The sequence below is a fragment of the Paenibacillus sp. FSL K6-1330 genome (assembly GCF_037976825.1).
GTDB lineage: Bacteria > Bacillota > Bacilli > Paenibacillales > Paenibacillaceae > Paenibacillus_AQ.
Genome location: NZ_CP150269.1, coordinates 6,083,814 through 6,106,734, shown reverse-complemented (window position 1 = coordinate 6,106,734; position 22,921 = coordinate 6,083,814). Strand labels below are relative to the sequence as shown.

Annotated in this window: 25 protein-coding genes; 22 read left to right on the top strand and 3 right to left on the bottom strand. The window is 42.3% G+C overall.

Translation table 11 applies throughout. From position 1 onward, the window contains the following. Nucleotides 1-183: 183 nt before the first annotated feature. From NYE54_RS27785 to NYE54_RS27730, 12 genes are all read left to right on the top strand, one after another. On the top strand, nt 184-369 hold the full coding sequence (locus tag NYE54_RS27785; protein ID WP_076324645.1) for a hypothetical protein: 186 nt from the start codon (nt 184-186) through the stop codon (nt 367-369). A gap of 230 nt (nt 370-599) precedes the next feature. Continuing rightward, complete coding sequence (locus NYE54_RS27780; RefSeq protein WP_339267722.1) at nt 600-1,190, top strand: helix-turn-helix transcriptional regulator; 591 nt, start codon at nt 600-602, stop codon at nt 1,188-1,190. Between the two features lie 222 nt (nt 1,191-1,412). Further along, nucleotides 1,413-1,901, top strand: coding sequence for a hypothetical protein (locus NYE54_RS27775; protein WP_339267720.1), 489 nt, complete (start codon nt 1,413-1,415; stop codon nt 1,899-1,901). A gap of 65 nt (nt 1,902-1,966) precedes the next feature. After that, the gene (locus NYE54_RS27770) at nt 1,967-2,533 is read left to right on the top strand and encodes a hypothetical protein (protein ID WP_339267718.1); all 567 of its coding nucleotides are present in this window, start codon (nt 1,967-1,969) and stop codon (nt 2,531-2,533) included. Nucleotides 2,534-2,565: 32 nt separating this feature from the next. Further along, nucleotides 2,566-3,288, top strand: a complete 723-nt coding sequence (locus tag NYE54_RS27765; RefSeq protein WP_339267716.1) for a hypothetical protein — start codon at nt 2,566-2,568, stop codon at nt 3,286-3,288. Between the two features lie 110 nt (nt 3,289-3,398). After that, complete coding sequence (locus tag NYE54_RS27760) at nt 3,399-3,872, top strand: hypothetical protein (protein WP_339267714.1); 474 nt, start codon at nt 3,399-3,401, stop codon at nt 3,870-3,872. A gap of 496 nt (nt 3,873-4,368) precedes the next feature. Beyond that, nucleotides 4,369-4,815, top strand: a complete 447-nt coding sequence (locus tag NYE54_RS27755; protein ID WP_339267712.1) for a DUF2513 domain-containing protein — start codon at nt 4,369-4,371, stop codon at nt 4,813-4,815. Nucleotides 4,816-4,948: 133 nt separating this feature from the next. Beyond that, a complete protein-coding gene (locus NYE54_RS27750; protein WP_339267710.1) occupies nt 4,949-5,527 on the top strand; it encodes a DUF2971 domain-containing protein in 579 nt (192 codons plus the stop codon). Nucleotides 5,528-5,873: 346 nt separating this feature from the next. Continuing rightward, nucleotides 5,874-6,113, top strand: a complete 240-nt coding sequence (locus tag NYE54_RS27745) for a hypothetical protein (protein ID WP_339267708.1) — start codon at nt 5,874-5,876, stop codon at nt 6,111-6,113. A 40-nt stretch (nt 6,114-6,153) separates the two neighbouring features. Continuing rightward, on the top strand, nt 6,154-6,660 hold the full coding sequence (locus tag NYE54_RS27740; RefSeq protein WP_339267706.1) for an HNH endonuclease signature motif containing protein: 507 nt from the start codon (nt 6,154-6,156) through the stop codon (nt 6,658-6,660). A 48-nt stretch (nt 6,661-6,708) separates the two neighbouring features. Then, a complete protein-coding gene (locus NYE54_RS27735; RefSeq protein WP_339267704.1) occupies nt 6,709-7,311 on the top strand; it encodes a hypothetical protein in 603 nt (200 codons plus the stop codon). Between the two features lie 44 nt (nt 7,312-7,355). Further along, entirely contained in the window at nt 7,356-8,066 is a 711-nt protein-coding gene (locus NYE54_RS27730; protein WP_339267703.1) for a hypothetical protein, read from the top strand. Between the two features lie 92 nt (nt 8,067-8,158). On the opposite strand, the gene NYE54_RS27725 is transcribed toward NYE54_RS27730, so the two are convergent. After that, complete coding sequence (locus tag NYE54_RS27725) at nt 8,159-8,344, bottom strand: helix-turn-helix transcriptional regulator (protein ID WP_339273683.1); 186 nt, start codon at nt 8,342-8,344, stop codon at nt 8,159-8,161. A 213-nt stretch (nt 8,345-8,557) separates the two neighbouring features. Here NYE54_RS27725 and NYE54_RS27720 point away from each other — a divergent pair, with 213 nt between their 5' ends. The 4 genes from NYE54_RS27720 (at nt 8,558) to NYE54_RS27705 (ending at nt 12,483) form a co-directional block, all read left to right on the top strand. Beyond that, nucleotides 8,558-9,307 (top strand): hypothetical protein, encoded by a 750-nt coding sequence (locus NYE54_RS27720; protein ID WP_339267701.1) that lies wholly within the window; start codon nt 8,558-8,560, stop codon nt 9,305-9,307. Nucleotides 9,308-9,416: 109 nt separating this feature from the next. Further along, complete coding sequence (locus NYE54_RS27715) at nt 9,417-9,566, top strand: hypothetical protein (protein ID WP_339267699.1); 150 nt, start codon at nt 9,417-9,419, stop codon at nt 9,564-9,566. Nucleotides 9,567-10,273: 707 nt separating this feature from the next. Then, complete coding sequence (locus tag NYE54_RS27710; RefSeq protein WP_339267697.1) at nt 10,274-12,028, top strand: DUF6382 domain-containing protein; 1,755 nt, start codon at nt 10,274-10,276, stop codon at nt 12,026-12,028. 269 nt (nt 12,029-12,297) lie between these two features. Beyond that, a complete protein-coding gene (locus tag NYE54_RS27705; RefSeq protein WP_076324645.1) occupies nt 12,298-12,483 on the top strand; it encodes a hypothetical protein in 186 nt (61 codons plus the stop codon). Nucleotides 12,484-12,744: 261 nt separating this feature from the next. Here NYE54_RS27705 and NYE54_RS27700 read toward each other — a convergent pair whose 3' ends face one another. Then, nucleotides 12,745-15,069, bottom strand: a complete 2,325-nt coding sequence (locus NYE54_RS27700) for a helix-turn-helix domain-containing protein (RefSeq protein WP_339267696.1) — start codon at nt 15,067-15,069, stop codon at nt 12,745-12,747. Nucleotides 15,070-15,397: 328 nt separating this feature from the next. Here NYE54_RS27700 and NYE54_RS27695 point away from each other — a divergent pair, with 328 nt between their 5' ends. The 5 genes from NYE54_RS27695 to NYE54_RS27675 all read left to right on the top strand — a co-directional run bounded on the left by NYE54_RS27695 (nt 15,398) and on the right by NYE54_RS27675 (nt 20,908). Beyond that, a complete protein-coding gene (locus NYE54_RS27695; RefSeq protein ID WP_339273681.1) occupies nt 15,398-16,303 on the top strand; it encodes an ABC transporter permease subunit in 906 nt (301 codons plus the stop codon). A gap of 51 nt (nt 16,304-16,354) precedes the next feature. Further along, entirely contained in the window at nt 16,355-17,227 is an 873-nt protein-coding gene (locus tag NYE54_RS27690) for a carbohydrate ABC transporter permease (RefSeq protein ID WP_326114269.1), read from the top strand. A gap of 61 nt (nt 17,228-17,288) precedes the next feature. After that, entirely contained in the window at nt 17,289-18,824 is a 1,536-nt protein-coding gene (locus NYE54_RS27685) for an extracellular solute-binding protein (protein WP_339267693.1), read from the top strand. A gap of 42 nt (nt 18,825-18,866) precedes the next feature. Then, nucleotides 18,867-19,811, top strand: a complete 945-nt coding sequence (locus NYE54_RS27680; protein ID WP_339267691.1) for a DUF1861 family protein — start codon at nt 18,867-18,869, stop codon at nt 19,809-19,811. A gap of 86 nt (nt 19,812-19,897) precedes the next feature. After that, a complete protein-coding gene (locus tag NYE54_RS27675) occupies nt 19,898-20,908 on the top strand; it encodes a glycoside hydrolase family 130 protein (protein ID WP_339267689.1) in 1,011 nt (336 codons plus the stop codon). 205 nt (nt 20,909-21,113) lie between these two features. Here the strand turns inward: NYE54_RS27675 and NYE54_RS27670 are convergent, their stop codons facing one another. Further along, entirely contained in the window at nt 21,114-21,587 is a 474-nt protein-coding gene (locus NYE54_RS27670) for a DUF2621 domain-containing protein (protein ID WP_339267687.1), read from the bottom strand. Nucleotides 21,588-21,712: 125 nt separating this feature from the next. On the opposite strand from NYE54_RS27670, the gene NYE54_RS27665 reads away from it, so the two are divergent. Further along, complete coding sequence (locus NYE54_RS27665; RefSeq protein ID WP_339267686.1) at nt 21,713-22,834, top strand: deoxyribonuclease IV; 1,122 nt, start codon at nt 21,713-21,715, stop codon at nt 22,832-22,834. The last annotated feature ends 87 nt before the right edge of the window (nt 22,835-22,921 follow it).

The following is a 22,921-nucleotide window of genomic DNA, read 5'->3' as shown; positions in this document are numbered from 1 at the left end:
AACCAAAGGTGTACCCTAATTTTTTGAGGGGCTTTTGGTTTTTTTATTTTTACTAGATATATAGAAACATCTGGTATGATGATTATGGTAAAATGTACCGATTAACTAATAACTTTGTATATGTTAACGATTAATTGAAAAAACATCTTGTTTTTTGTTCATATGTATAAGGAGGACTTTGATGTGTCTGAAGATCTAAATAGAGAAATATTGAAAGAGCTAAAAGAAATCAATAATAAACTAGACACCTTGAACTCGTCAAAAGGAATATCAGGAACTCTAAAAGTTATTGCCCTGATATTCGGGTTTTTAGTGATAGGACCTTTGCTTGTAGGGATAATGGTGTATCTATTTAATTTAACTGGCTAAGATCTCCTCTATATTCAGGGCGTAGGGACTTTACCGGCTCGAGCTTTCGTAGTGTAAACGGTGGTACGTCCTGAAGGATCTGGGTTCGAGAAACGGTACGGTGTTAAAGGGGAGTCCATGGTCCCTTATAAAGAATACCCTACGATGGGGGAGATCTTTATTAATGCCGGATGGTCGTTTATCCTGCGCAGGGGTTTATATTTATATGGGATTAAATAGTAGGAGAAGACTTGGCTACCGAAGCCAATATTCAAGGGGAAATACTTACTGGTATAGAAATGATTCAAATTATGTTTTTAGAAGATAATAAGATTGTATCTAATAATAAGGAAGCTAATAGATTTGAAATAATGGCAGTTATACCGGATATGAGTTATTCCCAAGAGCTTAAAGGAGAATTTGCTGTTGAAAGACTTAGTGAAATTTATAAGGATATAATGAAACAAATAAAGTCACCTGCCCTTATGGCAGAAATACTTGGAGTAGCGACAATTAATGAAGCGGTTTTATTTAAAGAATTTGCATTGCAATATTGGGATCTTTGGGGAGCATCCAAAGAAGAAACAGAAATCATTTTTAATGGGTTTAGAGAAAAATTCAGAATTATTGCAGAAAAAGCCAAAGGCGCTACACTTGATACGTCTAATGATGATATCGAACCAATGGAAATGAAGATAGATGCAAGTGAGCAACCTAAAGAAATGACCAATGCCCAAAAAATTGGTGTTAAACTTCGTTACTATCGAAAGAAGAAAGGCTTAACGGGTGAGCAGGTTGCTGAATACCTTAATGTCAGCAGGATGACTATGAGACTGGATTAAGAGAGCCTAATTTTGAAGCAATAATTTCACTTTCAAAACTACACAATATGTCTGTAGATGACCTATTAGGGATAAATAGGATATAAAATGGATCTGAGACCTATGCTTGGATCTCTGACCTATTGTCAACTTGTCCAGAAAAATAAGGAGCCGTGAAAAAGATATGGGAAGCTACACGTGCTGTGAAATAATACTTTTATCAAAAGGAGAGTGACAGCAATATTGGTTAATTCATGGCATGTATCAGTTGCAGCCGAGTCCATTACGGCTTTTTTATTTGCAAGAATTGGATTTGATGTCTCTGTTCAGTATGGAGCAAACCAACCAGAGTATGACTTAATGGTATCAAAAGGAGAAAGCATTATAAAAGTATCGGTAAAAGGAAGTAGAGATGGTGGTTGGGGACTAACTCAAGGATACAAGAGTGAAAGTGTTAGTTATCATGAGGCAATTGATTCATGGCTACTCAAGCACTCTAAGAAAACTATATTTAGCCTTGTTCAATTCAAAGGTGTCCAAATTAATGAGATGCCCAGAGTTTATATAGCAACACCGTCTGAAGTAGCTGATTTAATGAAAAAAGCGCGCAATGGCACTGGAGATACCGTGCTAAGGGAAAACAAGGTGTGGACTAAGGCACAATACCCTGATGACTTGATTCCACCGGAGTGGATATTTTCCGAGCGGCGTATCAACGAAGTGTTGTCGTGAAAATAACGACATTACATAGATGGTAATAAAACAATTCTTTCATCAAGAATGGGAGCGTTAAACATATGATGTTAATAGATATTGCAAGATTGATAATACCCGATGGCATCTTCTATCAAGAAATCCCAGTCTCCACTTTAATAAACGCAAAAAGGCAACCAACTCCTGCTTTCTGGCCTGAAGGAAAAGGAAACTATAAAGCTGGCATCGTTATTCCGGAAATTGCAGTAGAAGACTCAATTACGGTTTTGCATCAAGCTATACCAGATGATCCATGCATACTTTCTGGAGTTGAAAATTTATTGCGGAGAAACCATCTTCTCGCCAATAATGAACCTATTGATCCTGAATTATATGCCGTTTTTTCCATTTTACATGAATTAGGTCATTGGTTTGATTTTCAGACAAGATATGCATCGAGAGGTTTAAGTGGAAATGAATTTAATTCAGACTACAATGCTGAAATGTCAAAACTAGAATTGGGTGAGTTAGAGAAACTAATTAAAATGTCTGAGCAGGGGTCGGATGAATTTTTTAACAATTTAACCCTGTTTCATAAAAAATATCGCGAACATCCCTTCGAAGTGATAGCCGATCAATATGCAATTGAAAAGCTTAATGCTTTAAAATGAGTCTTTTATAAAGAACATTAGGAGGAATACAAATGAAAGAAAATAATGAAACCTTCCAAAATTTTAAACCGTTTGACTACATACAAGATGCAATAATCACAATCAAAAACACAACAGACTACACAGGTACATATCATCGTCTACAGAAGGCCATTGAAGAAGCTACCTTGGTTAAGCCTCAGTCTTACATTTTTAATGAAGAAACTGAGAAGGGTATTGCTAGTTTTAAGAAGGCAATGTATGATAGCGGCTTTCCACCGCATGATTATATTGACACTAGAAAAATGAAAGAAATTGGACTTCATGCGAAGAATCATACTCTTCAAGAAACATCTGCCCTAATTACTGAATTTGTTGAGGATTTTTTCACTTGTGAAGTAATTCAAGAAATGAAAACTGACTGGAGGAAGATGAATTGGCTCTCTGATCGAATGCCAATTCTCGAAGAAGCTATACTGTCCCATAATGATTCAAGATATTATGCTGCTATTTCTACATTACTACCTCAACTTGAAGGAATAATTGCTGAGAGGTGCGATGGTAGTGATTATATATCTCAAAATAAAATCAAAGAAACTGCAAAAACTCTACTAAACGAAACCAGCATTCTTAGTTTTGATGAACATATTCTATTGTTTTATTTGTCCCACGTTCTTAGTTCATTTGAACATGGCAAAGATATAGAATATCCACTGAGTCGGCATGCAATTCTGCATGGAGCAGATAAACATATGGCTATAAAGTCAATTCAATAAGATGTATCATGCTTTTTGATTATATTATTACAAGAATTAATGATTATGAACAATCGAACAACAGATAAAATTAGCCTTTCATAAGAAATAAATCCTTGGAGTTGAGTTGTATGCCTATCCCGATAAGTAAAAGTCCGGACACCTTCTCAATGACCGAGAATGAAGTAAACCTAGCAGTTGCTGAGTACCTTAAAAAAAGAGGAGCCAACATATTAAGAATAGCCATAGACAAAGAACAGGGATTTGATGTACATGCTGAATTGAATGGCTACTCATTAATTATTGAGTCAAAAGGATCTAGAAGAAACAATCAAACAGAGAATGTGTTCCATAGTGGACAGTTAAAAGTACATGCGAGTGCTCAGATATATTATCTTATGAAGCAGCTCGATTCTAAGTCTGATACGACCTTTTTGGCACTAGCTAATCCCGATATTTCTAGAATACGAAAAATAATCAACGACGTATCTCTATCTCTAGATAAATTAGGAGTTATTCGATTATGGGTCAATTCTGAGAAAATTATTCAAATTGAATGTCCGAAAGAATTATCAAAAATTGTAGAAGGATTTGGGTTGATGTAGTTGCCCTAATTAAGGATGGTGTTTTTTATGAATATACCTACAATCACTGGAGAACGCAATTCAGGGGACTACATTTTGGCTGACGGTGACTTTATTCATGTAATTAAAGGCATGAGAAGAGGCGGGATAGCTGAATGTAGGAGGCAGTTAGGGCTGCATAAGCTTAGACATGGATTCCAATTAACGGACTTAATTGAGCAAGTATGTATTAAACCAGGGCGAACTTACAACCCGCATGAGAGATGGACTGTAGAGGAACTAATCAATAATGATAATCCTAGAAAGCGATAAAACGAATCTTTTAACGGAAGGTAAAAATTCATGGACCTACTGACTGAAATAAAGCCTTTTTTGTTTAAGATGCTTAATGAAGTAAATGTTTATCCAAGAGAAGACCAGATTAAGATCACTGATAGAGGTAATCCTCATAAATGCACATTTGTAGATGGGAAGATGTATGTGTACACTTATCGATACAATGGGGAGTATTTAAAGAATGAGAACAAAAACTCATCAATTGTTTTATTCAAAAGAAAATAAAACAAATATTTTAAAAGAAAGGGGTGTTCAAATGAAGCGCGATATGGACTTAATTATCAAGGTCTTAAAGTATATTGAAGAACATAATACGGCAACTAACAACATTGTGGTAGAAATTGAGGGGTACGAAACAGAAGAAGAACGAGAGATGGTACAATACCAAGTGAAAATTTTAAAAGATGCTGGTTACGTTGAAGCTAAAGGAACCCTCAATCCGTATGTAATCTATGTTAAAAATATGACTTGGAAAGGCCACGATTTCCTTGATGCAGCTAGAAATGAGGTTGTTGTCAATAAGGCGAAAGAAATAGCTAAGAAGAAAGGAATGGACTTTCTAAGTTTACCTTTTGAAATGGCAAAGGCTTTATTGGTGGAAGTCACAAAGAAAGCTTTATTCGAATAAAAGATGATAAAACGTACATTTGATCAGGAGATGAAAATGACCAGTAACAGGTACTCATCATTATGAAAGGTTTATTTCATAAGAAAAGAGTGATAAAAAAGTGGGTTATTCAATAGATCAGTGGAGACATAGGATGCGACATCGTTCAGATATGAGCACTTATGTCTTTCATCTAACGAAGAAAACAAAAACAATGTCAGCAAGTGAAGTACTACTTAAAATTTTGAATGACAAGAAGCTTATTGGAAGTACTACCGATTCGGGATTTATTGTTGGTGACAGTCCAGCAGTATGCTTTCAGGATGTGCCTGTGCATGCTCTCTGTCAAAATACTCTCTATGAGCAAAACTATAGGGAAGATCTTGGTGGGAAAATTCGTTACCAACCTGTCGGAATTGGATTTAAAAAGAAAACAATTTTCCATAAGGGCGGCAGACCTGTCATATATGAATCTTCGATAAAAGCTAAGAAGTTCCTTCCTGAAGAAGAATGGTGGCGTATTGTTGATTTTCATCTTGGAAATGCAGAGAATATAACAGATTGGACACATGAAAGAGAGTGGAGAGTGAAGGGAGATATGACATTTAAACTTTCTGATGTTGTTGTCTTATTAAGTAAAGGAACATCATATAAACGATTTATGAAAAATGCAAATTCGCAACTTCTTGAGGAGATTGATGGTATTGTAGTTTTAGATCCAGTACTCAGTTGATCAAATAACTATTTTTATAAGGTGGGATAGAGAATGATTCAGAGTTATAAGTTATATATTTTTAATCCTACACTGAGCTTTACTGAAGACGATAAGAACGAAATTGAAGAGGCGATAAAACGTTACACCAATAAAAAATTTCAAATCAAATTGCTGGAAGTAAATAAAGATTATTTTATCCTAGAAGCGGATGGGGAATTGCATTCTAAAGTCACACAGACTATTTCGAGATATATAAAAAAAAATTCTCGACTAAACCACTTATATTCGACGCAACATAAACGACTTTTCACTTCAAAAAGATAGTAACTTAATCAAATGACTGTTTTACCTAGGAGTGAAATTAATGGGTTACAACGTGAGACTATACAAAAACAAAATCCTCTTTAAGGAATTTACCAGTATTAAAGAAGCGGCTGCCTATGTTCAAGAAAGATGTTCCGAATTAATCCCTGAACGTTGCTGGGACACTGTTAATTTTAGTATTGATAATGATAAGCCGTGGTCCCATGAAGGCGATAGTTATTTATTTAGCACTAGCACAGAAGTTAAGAAGAAAAGAGCAAATAGGATTACCAGAAAATAAATTCAGTTAAAATGGCTACTTCAAAGGGAAGTGAGACAGAGTGTCATCCCCGTCACAAGCTGCAAGTCAAGCAGTGCGAAAGTTGCTAAGAGAAATAGGGAAGCAGTATGATTTAACAAGGGGATTCAAGCCTTTTAGTGATAACAAAAGCAAATTTGATCTTATACTGTTTTTTGAATATAAATGTTGTTATTGTAATGAGAATCTTAACAACAAACAGTGGGATAAAGATCACTTGGTTCCCATGAACAAGGACCATGCTGGATTGCATGCTTGGGGGAATATCGCATTATCATGTAAGCAGTGTAACAATCAAAGGCAAAGCCTAGATTGGGTTGACTTTCTTAAAATCAAAAGCCAATCGGAAGAGGAGTTCATCGCAAGGAGATCTAAAATTGAAAGATTGATAAAAAAGTATAATTATTGCCTCAGTGATGACCAAAAAGCACACATACAAAAGCAAGCATCTGAATTACATACCTCTGTATTTTCGTTCGTTTCAGAGGAAATAAAAACAAAGCTTTTAGAAGGAATAAAGATTTTTTGATAAAAGGCATGTTTTACTTAGAAAGAAACATATGGGGGAAGTACCATAATGAAAACAAAGATTACTTTAGTTGCATCTCTTTTTGCTTTTACTTTGGTTTTACAGGCTTGTTCTAATGAGGCGTCTCCTTCAGCAGCACCGAGCGAAACTACTAATGAAACAGTTGTTGCGAATGTCGAGTCTCAAGACGATCAGAGTGAGACAAAATCCAATGAGCAAGAAGAAGGCATACGAAACGACGAAGAAAGCACGGAGGAAGAAGCACTCACCATTATAGATAGTGAAGAAGATGAATCCTTAATAGATACCTCTGTTTTTGCTTACGCTATGAAAGTAGATGTAACCGATTCGAGAGATATAACGGAGCATATTGATCTAGTGGTACATATGAAAGACTCTGTAAAACCAGGTTTAGCGACACAACATGTATTTACTCAGGCATATGATTTTCTTCAACAGGATGATATAAAAGGAGCAAAGACTGTAACGATTGGCATTATGAGTGGGGACCATAGGGTAACTCAGATAACGGTTGACGCACCTAAGTTTAAGCCAGAAGAGCATTTAATAAAATCTGTATTGGGTGCATCTACGATTGACAAGATGTATCCTGAAGTTAAAGAGTATGGACAAGTTATGGAACTTTGGTAGTGTATTTATAATGAAATGCAAGGTTGATTAAAAGGGAGATTGTAATGGACTATTTGTCTTTCAAAGATATAACCGGATTTTTTGAATCACATAGCATAAATAGTTACAAAGTATATTGTGAGCGAGAAGATGTTGTTATTTATGATTATGGCACCTTTTGCGCATTATTGAATGATTTAGGAGTCAATGTAGTTTTATACGATCTGAATATATTGGATGAGAGTGAAATCGAGAATAATTTAATCACCGATGAGGATTTAAACTATAATCTTGAGTACGTTAACAGCAATAAGCAAATCAAAGAAAAAATTAAAGACTATAATAACGCTTTAAAGCAACTTGAGAAACATGTCGGTAAAGAACAGGTTATAAGTTTGTACTTTCAAAACGAGGGTATTATTTATACTTACCATCATAGAAATTCAATGTTACTTTTTGAAGACAAGGATGATTTTCTGGAAATGCTGTTTGTAGAACACAACGAGGAAATTGAGGAAGCAAAAGAAGAAAATTACAATAGAAAAAAATCGGATTCTGAAGTTAAACTAAATAAACTTTATGATTTTTTAATCGATAACAATGACTTTAAAAAATGTACAAACTCCCCTTCTCGAAGAGGGTTTGTTTATGATTTGCTTCGCTCGGGAAGTAACTTTGACTTGTCTAATGTTAACTCTCGATTAATTAATAACACGGTTGAGGATGCATGGAGAAAGATAAAGCTTAACAAGGCTTTAAATAGTGATGAAATGTAGATTTCGTATATGAAATAAGTTGTAAAGTAAAAAAGACTCTCCACAACTGGGGAGTCTTTTTTACTTAGTCGTCGTTCCAGTGTAAGACTACCTTATACATCGTCACTGCTATTAACTCTGACTTCGAACAAATCGTTTGGAGTGACATCAAGATAACTACATAAGTTGACAATTAATGACGCTGGTATCCGTACACTGTTCAAGTCTTGATTATTTACAAGTTTGTATATGGTGCCTATTCGTTCTCCTGTATCTTTAGATAATTTGTAAGGAGTGATTTTCCGTTCATTAACAGTATTATTTAAACCATCTGTTTTAAACTCTTTCCGTAATCGTCATATTACTTATTTTTGTAATTATAATTTTATTACATATTTACCAGCTATTATTTGTTTTTGTTACATAAATTGCTAGAATAATAGACAATATTCCATTATTTATGGTAACGTTTTAATTGTATCCATTATATTAACAAATTAGGAGGATTTTGTATGCTAAAGAAAAGTGCAGTTTTATTGTTATCCAGTGCAATGTTGTTCACTTCTTTAGGTGTTGCTAGTGCTAGTGCTAGTCCTAGCCAAGTTTCATCTACCAGTATCAATGATGTAATTGTTCCTGCTGAGGTAGACACAATCTCTGTTCGTGATGTTATACCAGCTGAGTATTTTGAAGCTGCAAAAGGGAAGTATCAATCAAAAGAAGATATTTTGAAAGATACAGGATTTACACCAGTGAAAACCGGAAGAGCCAGCACTATGCAATATGATAACGGAGCAATAATTGTAAATGATTTAGATGAATATGCAGCTTTACTGACATATTATTCTGATAACAATAATCAAACTATTGCATCTAATCAAACTTTTGAAGGATCATCTAATCAGATTAGTCCTATGGCTATTGTAACTGATAGCGTTACACAGACAGTTTGGGGAGATGGACTGGCTGCGGGTGCAAACCTTTCTTGGATTTCAGCTACTGTGAGTTTTAACAGACATGATAGTGCTGGCAACTGGAACATAGTCAGTGTTACTGACAGCTCAAGCTCACTATTGGGTTTCCACCCTGGCAACTCTTGGCAGCATGATCGGGCTGCGACTAATGCAACTGCCAATGTTAACGGACGAACAGCACAAATAATTATCAAGGGAGTTAGAACTCTATCAATAATTGGTGGAGGCGGCATTGGCGAAGAAATTATTTCAAGACCTCAATCATTTTCTATGAGATGGACGACATAAGATAATTCACGCTTTCTATGAGATTCTATTTTCTATAAAAATATTAAACTGCCACCTTGCATAATCTAGGTGGTAGTTTAATATTGTATAACAAAGGAGGAATGCTATTATGGATCATGAACAACGATTAAGTAATTTAGAGAAACGAGTGGCTTCCCAAGAAAAAAAATGGAGGATAATCAAAATTGTCCTTATTACCATCGTTGTCATATGGCTTGTACAATTTTTAATAGGCTTGACTCAATTTCTAATTCCTTAAATGTATTACATTGCTGTTGTAACATTGAAGAGGATCAACACTTAAAGTCCTGGTTCTTTTTTTGTTGTTGGACGATGTGTCCAACGCTATTGTAACGAATCGTGACTTTGGAAAATCCAAATTTGGATTCACCGATTGCTTCTGCAACATCTTTCAAGGCGACCAATGGTCGTGCAAAATTATACTCATGAGATGTACATCTGTCCGTAATTTGTATATGGTTAAACTGATTTCGGTTTTGGGATTATACCAAATCTGAATTTCAGTTACCGTCAACTTGAGGGCTACTGAAAGGGTGTGTGTTCAATACATCTCCTTGAGAGTTTTCGGATATGGCGATTCACCATGTCTGAACTATTGTAGATTCCTGACCTTTTGATTCAGAAGGTCTAATGGAATGTCACCAAGTGACACCCAGATATGACGTGATTAGTAATCACTCCATTCGTAGGGCTGTCATCCAATCGACGAGACCTTTAACATGACCCGCCAAAGTTGGCGGTTGAAAACAAATAAAGCCCTTAGGCAGCATCCTAGGGCCCTGTGTGAGTCAATATGAATATGAACCGCTTATTTCAATTCTCTATGCCGGATCAATCCAAAAACACATGTGATAATCGTTAGTACACTTAGTGTCTTGATAGCAATGTTAAAGCCATTAGATGAATAGTCCAGGAACAATAAGATGACTGGTGGAATCATTGGGCATGATCCGTTCTTCGAGAATCCCGCACTTTTTGAAGCTGCATATGAAAGAAGTCGATTACAAAGTAACGTTGGAATATGATATCACCGGCAAAAAGATGCTGTCTCAGGCATTGAAGAGCGAGCGCATGACGTTGACCGAGTACTATGGGCTGCTGCTGCAGATCGCTTCCGCATTGGAGGACAGCAGGCTGTATATGCTTCAACCCGAGAATTACATACTTCATGAGGATTTTCTGTTTGTTGAAGGCTCCCTGCATCTTGGCACATTATATTTAACTAATGTTCCCCTTGCCGTTAATGAGACAAGCAGTAACCGTCTCCCTGTAACGCTTAAGGAGCTTATGACAAGGCTTCTCTTATCGGTCTCGGAGCTGAAAGGAGGGGGGATACAAGCATTGATGACCTTCTGCAGTGAACAGAGCTTCAGTTTGCCGGGACTTAAGCGGCTTGTCATTGAACTGCTTGCAGGAGAAGATGGTGAAAGCGATCAAGCAGGAACGCAAGCGAAGATGGCAGTGGCTGCACATGTGAATGAAAGATTGCCCTATACCGATAATCCCTCAAACAGCAGCGTCTCCAGGCCTGCCTTCTCATTTGCAGAGCCGGCTCACAGCCGGAGTGCGGCATTGCAGACGGAGAATGACGGCAACACGGATAAACAGAGTTTAATTCGAAGCCTGACGGAACGTACCAACGAGATGTTTGGGAAAAGCGGCCGAAACGAAGAAGGTAATTCTCACGCCGGTCGAATCCCATCAGGTCTTCCCGCGTGGTCATCTGGCACAGATGATTCAAGTCTTGATGAAGCGGAGCATGGCAAATCTTCGCCGGTTCGGACCTATATTTTGCTAGGATGTTTGCTCGCCGCAGCGGGAGCTTGGAGAATGTTGTACATGAATCAACCGGGTCCGCTGATGCTGGGGCTATCGGTAGGGATTACGATTCTGCTTGCCGTGATCGCTTGGCTCGGCTACACGGGCAAACTCCGGCTGCTCTCACGGAGAGCGGAGGATTGGTCCGGTTCACTGCCCGTGTTTGAATCCACAGAGCTGAGTCCGCAGGAGCATGCCAAGTGGAAGTCCGTCCCGCGTTTTGAGGCAGATCCCTTATCCGGTCTTCTTACAGGAAATCAGGCAGCAGATTCAGGGAAAGCAGCAGAAGCAGAGCTTGGTGAGGGGAAGGAGCATTGGAGATGGCAGGTTCCTAAATCACCATTTAACCTTGAGCGGGATCACCCTTCAGCGGGATCTACCGTACAGTCTTTGCGGGACCAGGCTTTTTCGCGTTCGCCTAACGCCGGGGAAAGAGATTCTTTTGGGGAAGAAGGGGATTATTATGCCAAGCTGTCCCAACGGACGGAGGTGCTTTCGTCCTCTGGTGGTGGGGGAGCTACCGTGCTGTTAAGTCCGGATACTGCCGCTCGTCCGGCCGGACAACTTTCAGCCAGGGACTATCTTGAGTTAAATGAACCGAATGCAGCCGTCCCGCAGCGGATTGAACTGCATCAGCCCCATTTCATCATCGGCAGGTCTCCCGATGTAGCCCAATTCGTCGCTCAGGGTGTGGGGACTTCACGGGCGCATGTGGAGCTTTCGCGCGAAAGCGGTGGATACGTCCTGAAGGATCTGGGTTCCAGAAACGGTACGATGTTGAAGGGAGAATCCATGGTGCCTTATAAAGAATACCCCCTGATGGAGGGGGATGCCTTTATTATTGCCGGATGGAGTTTCACCCTACGTCGGGGGTTATATTAATACGGGATTATTATAGTAGAAGTAAGATTTGCGAAGCTATTATTCTATGAGTTTAGAGAGAATTCGAATTATTGCAGAAAACCAAAGGCGTACCCTAATTTTTAAAGGGGCCTTTGGTTTTTTATTTTTACTAGATCCATAAAAAACATCTGGTATGATGATTATGGTAAAATGTACCGATTACTATACATGACTAGCTTTGTATATGTTAACGATTTATTAAAAACATCTTGTGTTTTTTGATTCATGTGTATAAGGAGGACTTTGATGTGTCTGAAGATCTAAATAGAGAAATATTGAAAGAGCTAAAAGAAATCAATAATAAACTAGACACCTTGAACTCGTCAAAAGGAATATCAGGAACTCTAAAAGTTATTGCCCTGATATTCGGGTTTTTAGTGATAGGACCTTTGCTTGTAGGGATAATGGTGTATCTATTTAATTTAACTGGCTAAGGTAAATAGCCCCTGCCAGAAGCCCAGACGGACAATCCCGGAAGGGACTTTATAAGCTTCAACAAGAGTAACTCGTCCAGCGATGCTGGTATGGCGGGTAGTCGATGCTTTTTTGTGTAGAATCATCTATAGGTAAAAATGAATTCTTTTTGTATTGTACCTTGAGAACAGCACTCTACTCATTGAGGTCACTGTCATAGCTGGAGCTGGAAATTTAGCCACAACACCAGTTTTTCTCGCAAACCGAAAGCTCTAATTTGTTTATTCTCCAGCCCTTTCATTGCCTCTTATCGCCTCCTGCTCGCGGAAGACGGAAGGAGTTAGGCCGTATTTTTTCTTGAATAGAGTGGAGAAGTAAGTGATATTGTACATTCCGACCGATTCACTGATTTTGGCTGCAGTCTCATGGGTGGAAGCAAGCAAATCCCTAGCTTTCTCCAGCCTGGTGTGATTCAGGTATTCACTGAACGATTGACGGGTTGCTTTTTTGAAGAGCTTACCCAAATAGCTTGGCGACAGGCCGGCAATGTTGGACACCAGCTCCAGAGATAAGTTTGGCTCGGCATAATGTTCCTGGATGTAATTCTGCACTTTTTCAATGATAACATTGTGCTTCTGGGCATTCATCCAGAGATTCTTCTCTTCGATTAATGTGCAGATATTAAAACAATAGCGATTGAAAGTTTCCTTGATTTCCGTCAGATGTTCGGCGGATTCAATTTCGGTCACCGCATCCAGATACTCGTTGAAATTGGAATCTGGCACATGTTGCAAATAGTCAAAGTGTTTAAGTAAGGATAGCATGAGCTGGGTGCTGTATGTAATGACCTGATTGATTGAACCGTTAGAGATCTGTTCCACGAATTGTCCGATTGCATCCCGGATTGCTTCCGGCTTCCCGGACTGCACAGCATCGATTAGCTTCTTCTCGAAGGCGCTGGGATAACTTAAGGCCGTCATCATATGAGGCCGTGTTGTTACGGCATCCAGGATCGATTCCTTCCCGTAGATTAGCCGGTATTTAACATACTGCTGCGCCGAAGTATAGGAGAAAGAAATATTTTTCCTGCCGTAACTTATATCCCCTATGCCAATGGATACCGTCACCTTGAAGTAACGGTTCAGAAAACTCTGAATATTGCCCAAGGCAGCCTCGAGCTCCTCAGGCTGTTGGTTGTTCGTACACTGAAGGATTGCGACGGCTTCATTTCCCCCCATAAACAGGTAATCACATGCTCCGATAGGCTCCAGCATCTCTTTTGCAATATTGCCTAGAGCGAAGAGCAGCAGCGGCTGCTGTTCCGTCTCCATCCTCCCTCTTGTCGGTTCCAGCGCATTGATTTTGAATACAAGCACGCAAAAATAAGGCCCCGATACTTTCTTGTCGATATCCCGAATTAATTCGCTCGGAACAGAATGTTCCAGCGGATGACCCCAGAGTAACGAAAGTAAGTAATGCTCACGAATCGTTCGGGAAGAGCGGTTGATCACGAATTGCATCGATTTTTCACGTTCCTCCAACGAATGGAAAACCTCGGTCATCATCTTATATTCATCTATGAACGGCGAATCGGAGACTGGAGAATCCGTGTCCGGCATGATCCTTTCAAACAGCGTCGATAACGGTCTATAAATGCTCTTGGTCAGAAAAATAGAGATCAGCAGACCTGTCAGTACAATTCCGGCTGTCACAAGCAGCGTAACGTTGCGGAGACGGTCAATGTTGGAGATGAGTCCGGAGTAGGGGGAAACGCTTACAAAATACCAGTCCATTTTTTCCGACTTCACATAGGTGATCAGATGCTTTTTATTTAGAATATTTGTTGTGAAGCTGTTCTCTTCCTTGTCCTGATTTAGAATTTGCTGCACATACTGTTCCTCGGACCAATCTTTCAGAAATAAACTTGAATCGGTATGGGAGAGCACTTTGCCCTCTTTGTTGATGACAAAAACGTTGTTGGCGGAATCCGTTTTGCTGATTTTGCGGATCGTCGTCAGAATCGACTTTTCTTCCACATTGATATAGATAAGCGGGTTGTCGGAGGTCTTAAATGAAAAATCCGGGTACAGCAGAAAGGTCAGGAGCTGAAGCGGCGCATCGTTGTTGCGGTCGGCAACGGTCAAGCTACGTGGATAGAATTCCATGTACCGCTCCGCGCTAAGGGTGATGAGCGAGGAGTCGAATGGAAGCCCGGCAGTATCGACGGCTGTTCCCGTAGAAGGCCGGTAGATCCCGGCACTGTAAATATAAGGATAAACACTTATAATCTGGTTCATTTGTTGGAATATCCGATAATTGTTCGTCTTGTCCTCCAACTTGTCATTCAGGAATGAGGTGATCTCCGGCTGGATGAGCAGCGCATTGCCGATTGTCATGACTTGGTTATAGACGACCTCCGAGGCGTAAGTGATTTGGGATAACATGGCTTTGGAATTGCGGTCGATCTCCTTGACGGCGCTTTTGGAGAAGAGAAGGAAGAGGACGCCGGACAGCAGGCTGACGGTTAGTAGAACGAGCAGGAAATATGAAATTGTAAGTTTTTGAAACGCCTTGTATCGAACAAGCCGATTCATGGTGTTCCGCATGAAGAATTCCTCCCAATGCCGTTAATATAACCTCTTCACTATAGGACATATCTGGCTAAAAAGGTACTCCTTCTCGCAAAAATGAAAGCCGTTTCGATAATTTGAAAGGCTTGTGCTTTATATCAATAATTTCCATTCTTGTGCAATGAAAATCAATTCGAAATGTGAAAGCCCTTTAATCGAATCGTGAAAGCGATGTCCGGTATTTGAAATTGGAAACGCTGACCCGCTGCTATAGAGTTAGAGCAAGCGTCAACGCAGCCCCAAAATGTACACTGCAAAGAAGGAGGATAAGAAATTGGAAAAGAGACAGCGACCGGCATTCGGCATGTTTTCTGATATCCGTAGGAATGGAACATCTTACTTGCTGGTCCTTCCGGCGATGGTTTACACGTTTATTTTCGGGTATATGACGTATCCGTATATACTGATTGCTTTCCAACGATTCAATTATACAAAGGGCATATTTCATAGCGAGTGGGTAGGATTAAAGAACTTCGAGTTCTTTTTCGGGTCGAGCAAGGCGTTTACGGTCACCTTTAACACAATCTTTCTAAATTTGCTCTTTATTGTCTTTGGAACGCTGACGGCACTGGCCATCTCACTGATCCTGAACGAGCTGCGCAAGAAGCTGTTCGTCAAAATCAGCCAATCCATGATGTTGTTTCCGAACTTCATTTCCTGGATCGTCATCAGCTATGTGCTGTATGCGTTTTTTTCTATGGATATGGGGATCGTGAACAAATTGCTGAACCAGCTTGGCCTCGTCTCGGTCAACTGGTACACCGAGCCGCAGGTATGGCCGGCTATTCTTACCATCATGCATGTGTGGAAGGGAGCAGGGATGAGCGCCATTATTTATCTGGCTACCATCACTGGGATTGATGAGACTTTGTATGAAGCTGCCGAGATTGACGGGGCTAACCGGTGGCAGATGTGCATGCGCATTACGATTCCGTTGATGATGCCTACGGTGGTTATACTGATGCTGCTCTCGGTCGGCAAAATCATGTACGGCGATTTCGGGATGATCTACGCCTTGATTGGCGACAATGGCACCTTGTATTCGACCACGGATATCATTGATACGTATGTATTCCGCTCTTTGCGTCAGATTGGCGACCCTTCCGAAGCTATGGCTGTCGGATTGTTCCAGTCCGTCATCGGGTTTATCTTAGTCTTCGGCACGAATTCCATTACCCGCAAATTTTTTAAAGATGGCGCGTTGTATTAGAATCCGGTTTCGGCGATAGATTCCCGAAGAATGGTTTTAGGAGGTATAGAAGTGAAGACGTTTTCATTCAGCAAGACGATTATGTATGCTCTCATTACGGTTTATTCGGCGCTTTGTTTGCTTCCAATGCTTCTGGTTTTAATGATCTCGGTCACGGATGAGGATGCCATATTGAAGAACGGATACAGCCTTTTCCCGGAGGAGTTCTCTTTGTATGCCTATAAGCTAATCTTTACAGGGGGTTCCCAGGTCATGCAGAGCTACGGTATTTCCATCTTCGTCACAATTGTTGGTACGGTGCTGGCGATTCTGATTACGTCCATGGCTGGCTATACGTTGGCGAACAAAAATGTGAAATACCGCAATCCAATGGCGCTCTATTTCTTTATTACCATGATTTTTTCCGCGGGAATTGTTCCCTGGTATCTGATGAATCGGTCGCTTGGATTGACCAATAACATCTTCGCTTTGATCATTCCGTCGCTGCTGTTCAGCCCGTTCAACCTCTTCCTTGTGCGGAATTTCATGAGCGGGATTCCCGACTCGCTGCGAGAGTCGGCAAACATAGACGGGGCCAGCGATATTACGATTGCCTTCCGGATCTATCTTCCTTTATGCAAACCGGTATTGGCGACGATTGCGCTATTCTACGGACTTGATTACTGGAACAATTGGTGGAATGCAATCATGTTGATTGACAGCAAGGATTTGTACCCGCTGCAATTTATGCTACTGCAAATGCAATCGGAGATCAGCATGCTGAACGAGATGACGATGCTGGCCGGAACAAGCGACATCACGCTTCCTTCAGAATCGGTCAAGATGGCAACAGCGATCGTGACGATCGGGCCGATCGTCTTACTCTATCCGTATTTGCAAAAGTACTTCGTGAAAGGCCTGGTTATTGGTTCTGTCAAAGGCTGATATACTCCCCTTCGGGGTTAACATAAATTAAGCACTTTATAGAAGGAGGTCAATATTTAATATGAAAAAGTATGGTGTGTTTCTATTGGCTGTGGTTCTTGTGCTTTCGACTTTAATTGGATGCGGTAAGGGAGACAATTCTTCAGTCTCCAATTCAGAGAATAATGACAAGCCTGCCAATACGGTCAAAATCAAATATTTAGTTCCAGGCACAGAGCCGAAAGACTACAAGGAAGTGTTCCAAAAGGTCAATGAGAAGCTGGCTGCGGACGGTGTCGGCGTTGAGGTGGAAAAAATATATATACCGTGGGATGCGTGGGATCAGAAACTGAACTTAATGCTGTCCACTGGGGAAGATTTCGACCTGTTCCACGTCATGCAGGACCGCACGCCGTTCTCGAGCTACTATAACCGCGGTGCACTGGCAGATATCACGGATGCGATCGAAAAGCATGGAGAAAATCTGAAGAAATATATTCCTGATGATATCTTCGACGGAGCTAAAATCGATGGCAAGTATTATGCCGTTCCCTCTTATTGGGTTGAAATGGCGAGTGAAGGTCAATTCAATATTCGTCGTGACATTCTCGCTGAGAATAATCTCGAAGAGCCGACGACTCCAGCTGAATTGATCAGCGCTTGGGAGATTGTCATGAAGAACTGGAAGGGAAGCAATAAGCCCTATCTTGGCACTCGCGCTGACTTTGACCCGATCTACCTGCATACGTCCATCCTGCACAGGACTTATGACACGTTCCCGTTTACCGTGAGGGATAAGTTCTTTTATGTGAATCAAAGCGGTGAGGTCAAGTCTTGGATTGAGACCGAAGAGTTCAAGAAAGATGCGTCTTTCATGCGCGAGCTGTACACAAAGGGTATTACCAATCCCGATATCCTGGTCATGAAGCAGGAGCAGGTAGATGCACAACTCGACAGCGGTGAATGGTTCGTCCGTTTGGGAACTGGCGGAAGCTTGAACGGGCTCAAGAAGTACAATCCAGAAGCCACTGTAAACGATATCGGCGTTGTATGGTTTAACCCGGAGAAAGAATATATGCGTCCGCTCACCTTCAAGAACGGAAATGCCGTACCGGTAAATAGCAAAAATCCGGAAGCGGCCGTCAAATTCATGGATTGGATGCTGGCAAGTCAGGAAAATTATGATCTTGTACAATATGGCATTGAAGGCAAGCACTACACCAAGGACGGTGAGACGGGCTTTAAGCCGATCAAAGATCCGAATAACAATAATAATCCGGGGTTTAGAGGTTCTGATTCGCAAAACGGCAACGTAAACTTCATGCGATTTGACTTGGAGAACAGCATTCCAGATAACAACAAAGTCTTGTTTGAGCCAAATCCGAATGCAATCAATAGTATCGCGGCGAACTTTATTTTTGACCCGACGAATGTAAGGGCTGAATACACCAATATTTTGTCGGAAGCTTCGGCAAGCATCACTCCGATTTATATGGGTGTCCAAGAATACGATAAGGCCTTCCCGGCTGCACTAGAAAAAATGAGGAAAGCCGGTCTGGATAAAGTGGTTGCTGAATACCAGAAGCAATTCCAGGAGTATCAAGCTTCACTTAAATAAACGAGTTGAAAAACAAAAGGAAGGTGTGGAGGAATTTTGACCTTGCAGAAGCAACGAATTGAATTTGAAGCGACAAAAATGATCTATGAAAGTGCAACCTTGAAATTTCATGGCGTGGATGGTTTTGATGTCTACAATATTTCGATTCCATTCAAACGGGATGGGAAGTGCTATTTGTTCGGGCGGGTAGAACGTCGCGAGGAATGGGCCCGCTCTTGGGTCCGCCTGTTCGAGGAAACGGGACAGGATGAATGGAGCGTGGTGGAAGATAGCATGATCTATACTCTGGAGGACCCTTACATCAGTGAAATCGGTGATGAGCTTGTCATGGGCGGGACTCATGTGCAATATCAGAGTGGAAGATACAGCACATTTTTCGGCTATTTCTTTCGGGGCACCGACCTCCATAATTTGTACTACTTTACTACCGGACCTAACAAAATGAAGGATATTCGTCTTGTTCCTTTGTCTGACGGCAAGATCGGCGTCTTCTCGCGTCCGCGGAGTGCCGAGATGACAGGTAAATATGGGAGCGAATCCATGATCGGCTTTACGGTCGTTGACAGACTGGAAGATTTGACTGCGGACGTCATCGAGAACGCACCGTACATTCACGGCATTTTCGGGAAAGGCGAATGGGGAGGCGTCAATCAAGCTTATCTTCTCGACAGTGGGAAAATCGGCATCATTGGCCACATTTGCTACCAGGATAAGGATGAGAGCGGAGGGGAATTGAAGGTGTACCTGAACATGGCCTTCGTCTTCGATCCAACCACCCGAGAGTCATCTGACCTTCATCTGATCGGAAGTCGTTCCTGCTACCCGGTGGGGCCTGCCAAGGCACCGTATTTGGTTGACTGTGTCTTTTCTTCAGGCATTGTCATGCGCCCGGACGGCAAGGCTGATCTTTACAGCGGTCTTAGCGATTGTCAGGCAGGACGGATTACGATCGACTATCCTTTCGCAAGACATGGGCTTCTTGTTTAGAAACATATGGGTGAATGCGAATCCGCAATAGGCCACATGATAACCCGGAAATTGTACTTTCCAGCTTACTAGGAGGATATTAATAGATGAAAACCACGAATATGCCCAACATCGGAACGCTGGCGTCCAGCCCGTTCATTCGCCGCCATCCCGCCAACCCCGTGTTGGACGCAGCACGTGTACCGTATCCCACCGCACTTGTCTTCAATGCAGGCGTCGTTAAGTTTAACGGCCGCTACATCATGGTATTCCGCAATGACTATGGCTCGCTGGAGAAGCAGATCATTGATCCGCATCATACGACAGATCTCGGCATCGCCTTCAGCGACGATGGTATTCACTGGACAGCGGGGCCAAAGCCGATCTTCAAGCTGCGCGACGAAGAGATTCTTCGCGCCTATGATCCGCGTCTGACGGTCATTGACGGCCGCTGCTACATGTGCTTCGCGGTAGATACGCGGCACGGCATCCGGGGAGGTATCGCAGTAACGGACGATTTTGAATCCTTTGAGGTATTGAGCATGTCAACGCCAGACTTGCGAAATATGGTGCTGTTTCCGGAGCGGATCAACGGCAACTACGTCCGGCTGGAACGGCCGTTCACGGTGTATAGCCGCGGCGGAGTGGACCGGTTCGACACCTGGATCTCGGAGTCGCCGGATCTGATCTATTGGGGCCGTTCCGAGCTCCTGCTGGCGGTGGAGCAGGTGCCGTTCGCCAATGACAAGATCGGTCCGGCCGCACCGCCGGTGAAGACAGAAAAGGGCTGGCTCACTACGTTCCATGCGGTGGATATTGATTCCGCTAGAGGGAAGAACGGCTGGGAGCCGACCTGGAAGAAACGGTATACTGCCGGCATTATGCTGCTCGATCTTGACAATCCGAAGAAGATCCTTGGTATGAGCGCATCGCCCCTGCTTGCGCCTGAGGCACTGTACGAGACGGATGGGGGCTTCCGCAATGATGTCATTTTCCCCGGCGGCATGGTGCTGGAGGAGGATGGAGAAGTGAAAATCTATTACGGGGCCGCCGACACGGTGGAATGCTTGGCTACCGCTCATGTGGACGATCTAATCCGGCTCTGTTTGGAGGGATAAGGATGGGGCAGGCGGAACGCCGCATCTTTCCGTCTTCAAATTAGTACAATAATGGCATGATACCTGCGGTTCGGATTACATCCTGATGTGGAACAAACCAGCCCGTGGGGCATGTGCGGAATTCAACCGCCATGCACCACGGGCTGGCTGGGCTTTGTTTCTCTTTTTTTGTAAGCCTGTCCGGTCAATTAAACTCAACAGACTTCTATTTATTAATCAGGTGTTCGTAAGGCGTATAATCAATGCCTTTCTTGTGCAGGAAGTTCATTAAAAATTTGTAATCCCGCTTCGGCGTAGCCACGATGTAACCTTTGATGCAGTGATCCCGGGTGACTTCGGTTGCGCCGGATTCGACGGCGATTTTGCCGATTTCGGCTGCAATGGAGTGTTTGGCGATATCCCGGAACGGGCCAGGAACCGGCATTACAAGCTCACCCAGAAAGGCCTTGGAGTCTTCGTTCCAGAGCGGGCGGCTCTTCTCCACCCAGTAGTTCTGCCAGTCAAGCTTAGATTTACCGTCAGCCTTCGGCAGTACCTTTAGAAACTTGCGGAACATGAAAAATCCGCCGATGCCCATAAGCCCAAGCATGACCCATCCCCAGAAGGCAATGGAGTTCATGAACCATGACGGCGGCGCACTGGACGACAAATAGCCCATGACGGCCCCTGTGCTCTTCATTTGTATATCACCTCAATGATTATTGTCACATGACACTTTCATGAGAATTATAACGCATTTCTAGATTTATTTCGATATACAAGCTAAAATAGGTGTAATTGTGTGTTAAAAAAGGGGGATACAGCATGTTGAAAATTGGTTCCCACGTGTCGTTTTCGGACAAGGGATTGCTGACTGCGACGGCTGAAGCTACATCATATGGCTCAAGCTCGTTCATGATATATACCGGCGCACCGCAAAACACGCGCCGTAAGCCGATCGATTCCATGTTTATCGAAGAAGGCAGAGCCGCTATGCAGGAAAGTGGGATTGATGAGATTGTGGTTCATGCGCCGTACATTATCAACCTTGGATCGTACAAGCCCAACACGTTTGAGCTGGCGGTGAGCTTTCTGCAAGAGGAGATTCGCCGCACGCATGCGGTCGGCGTGAAGAATATCGTTCTCCATCCGGGTGCATATACCGATAAGGACGCGGAATACGGCATCGACCGAATTGCCGAAGGCCTCAATGAAGTGCTCGGCGGTACGGATGAGACCGAAGTGAAGATTGCGCTGGAGACGATGGCCGGCAAAGGCACTGAGATGGGACGCAGTTTTGAAGAAATTGCTTCCATTATTGATAAGGTGAAGTACAATGACCGTTTGGCCATCTGCCTCGACACCTGCCATATTCATGATGCGGGTTATGATATCGTAAATGATCTGGACGGCGTGCTGGAGCAGTTCGACAAGCTGATCGGACTCGACCGGTTAACGGTTGTGCACGTGAACGACAGCAAGAATCCGCGTGGAGCGGGTAAAGACCGTCATACGCCGATTGGAACCGGATGGATCGGTTATGAAGCCATTCAAAGAGTGGTTCATCATGAGAAGCTCCAGGGCAGACCGTTCATTCTGGAGACGCCGTGGATCGGTAAAGATCCGAAGACGCAGCGTCCGATGTATGAGATCGAGATTGCGCTTCTGCGTGGGGATGTGGAAGGCCGTTTCGGGCCAACTTTTGCTCAGCAAGTAGAAGAGCTGAGTGCTTTCTTTGCGAAGGAAGGCATTGAATCCCGTTCGTTCGTGCTGGATACCTGGACACTTCTGAAGAATGATGCCAAAGCCAAAAAGGCGGATCCTCGCGAACCCATGGAGCGTCTGTATGATATGGTCATGGCAGCAGGCCTGCTGTCCGACCTTTCGGAGGAGCAGATCAATCAACGGCTGATCGCTTGGTTGTCCGGTGTTTCCTTGACATCATAAGCTTCATTAAATGGCTTTATATTAAGAGTACTAAGGCATTCTCAAGAAAACTTCCGCATGTTGCGGTTTGTTTTTCTTGAGAGGTGC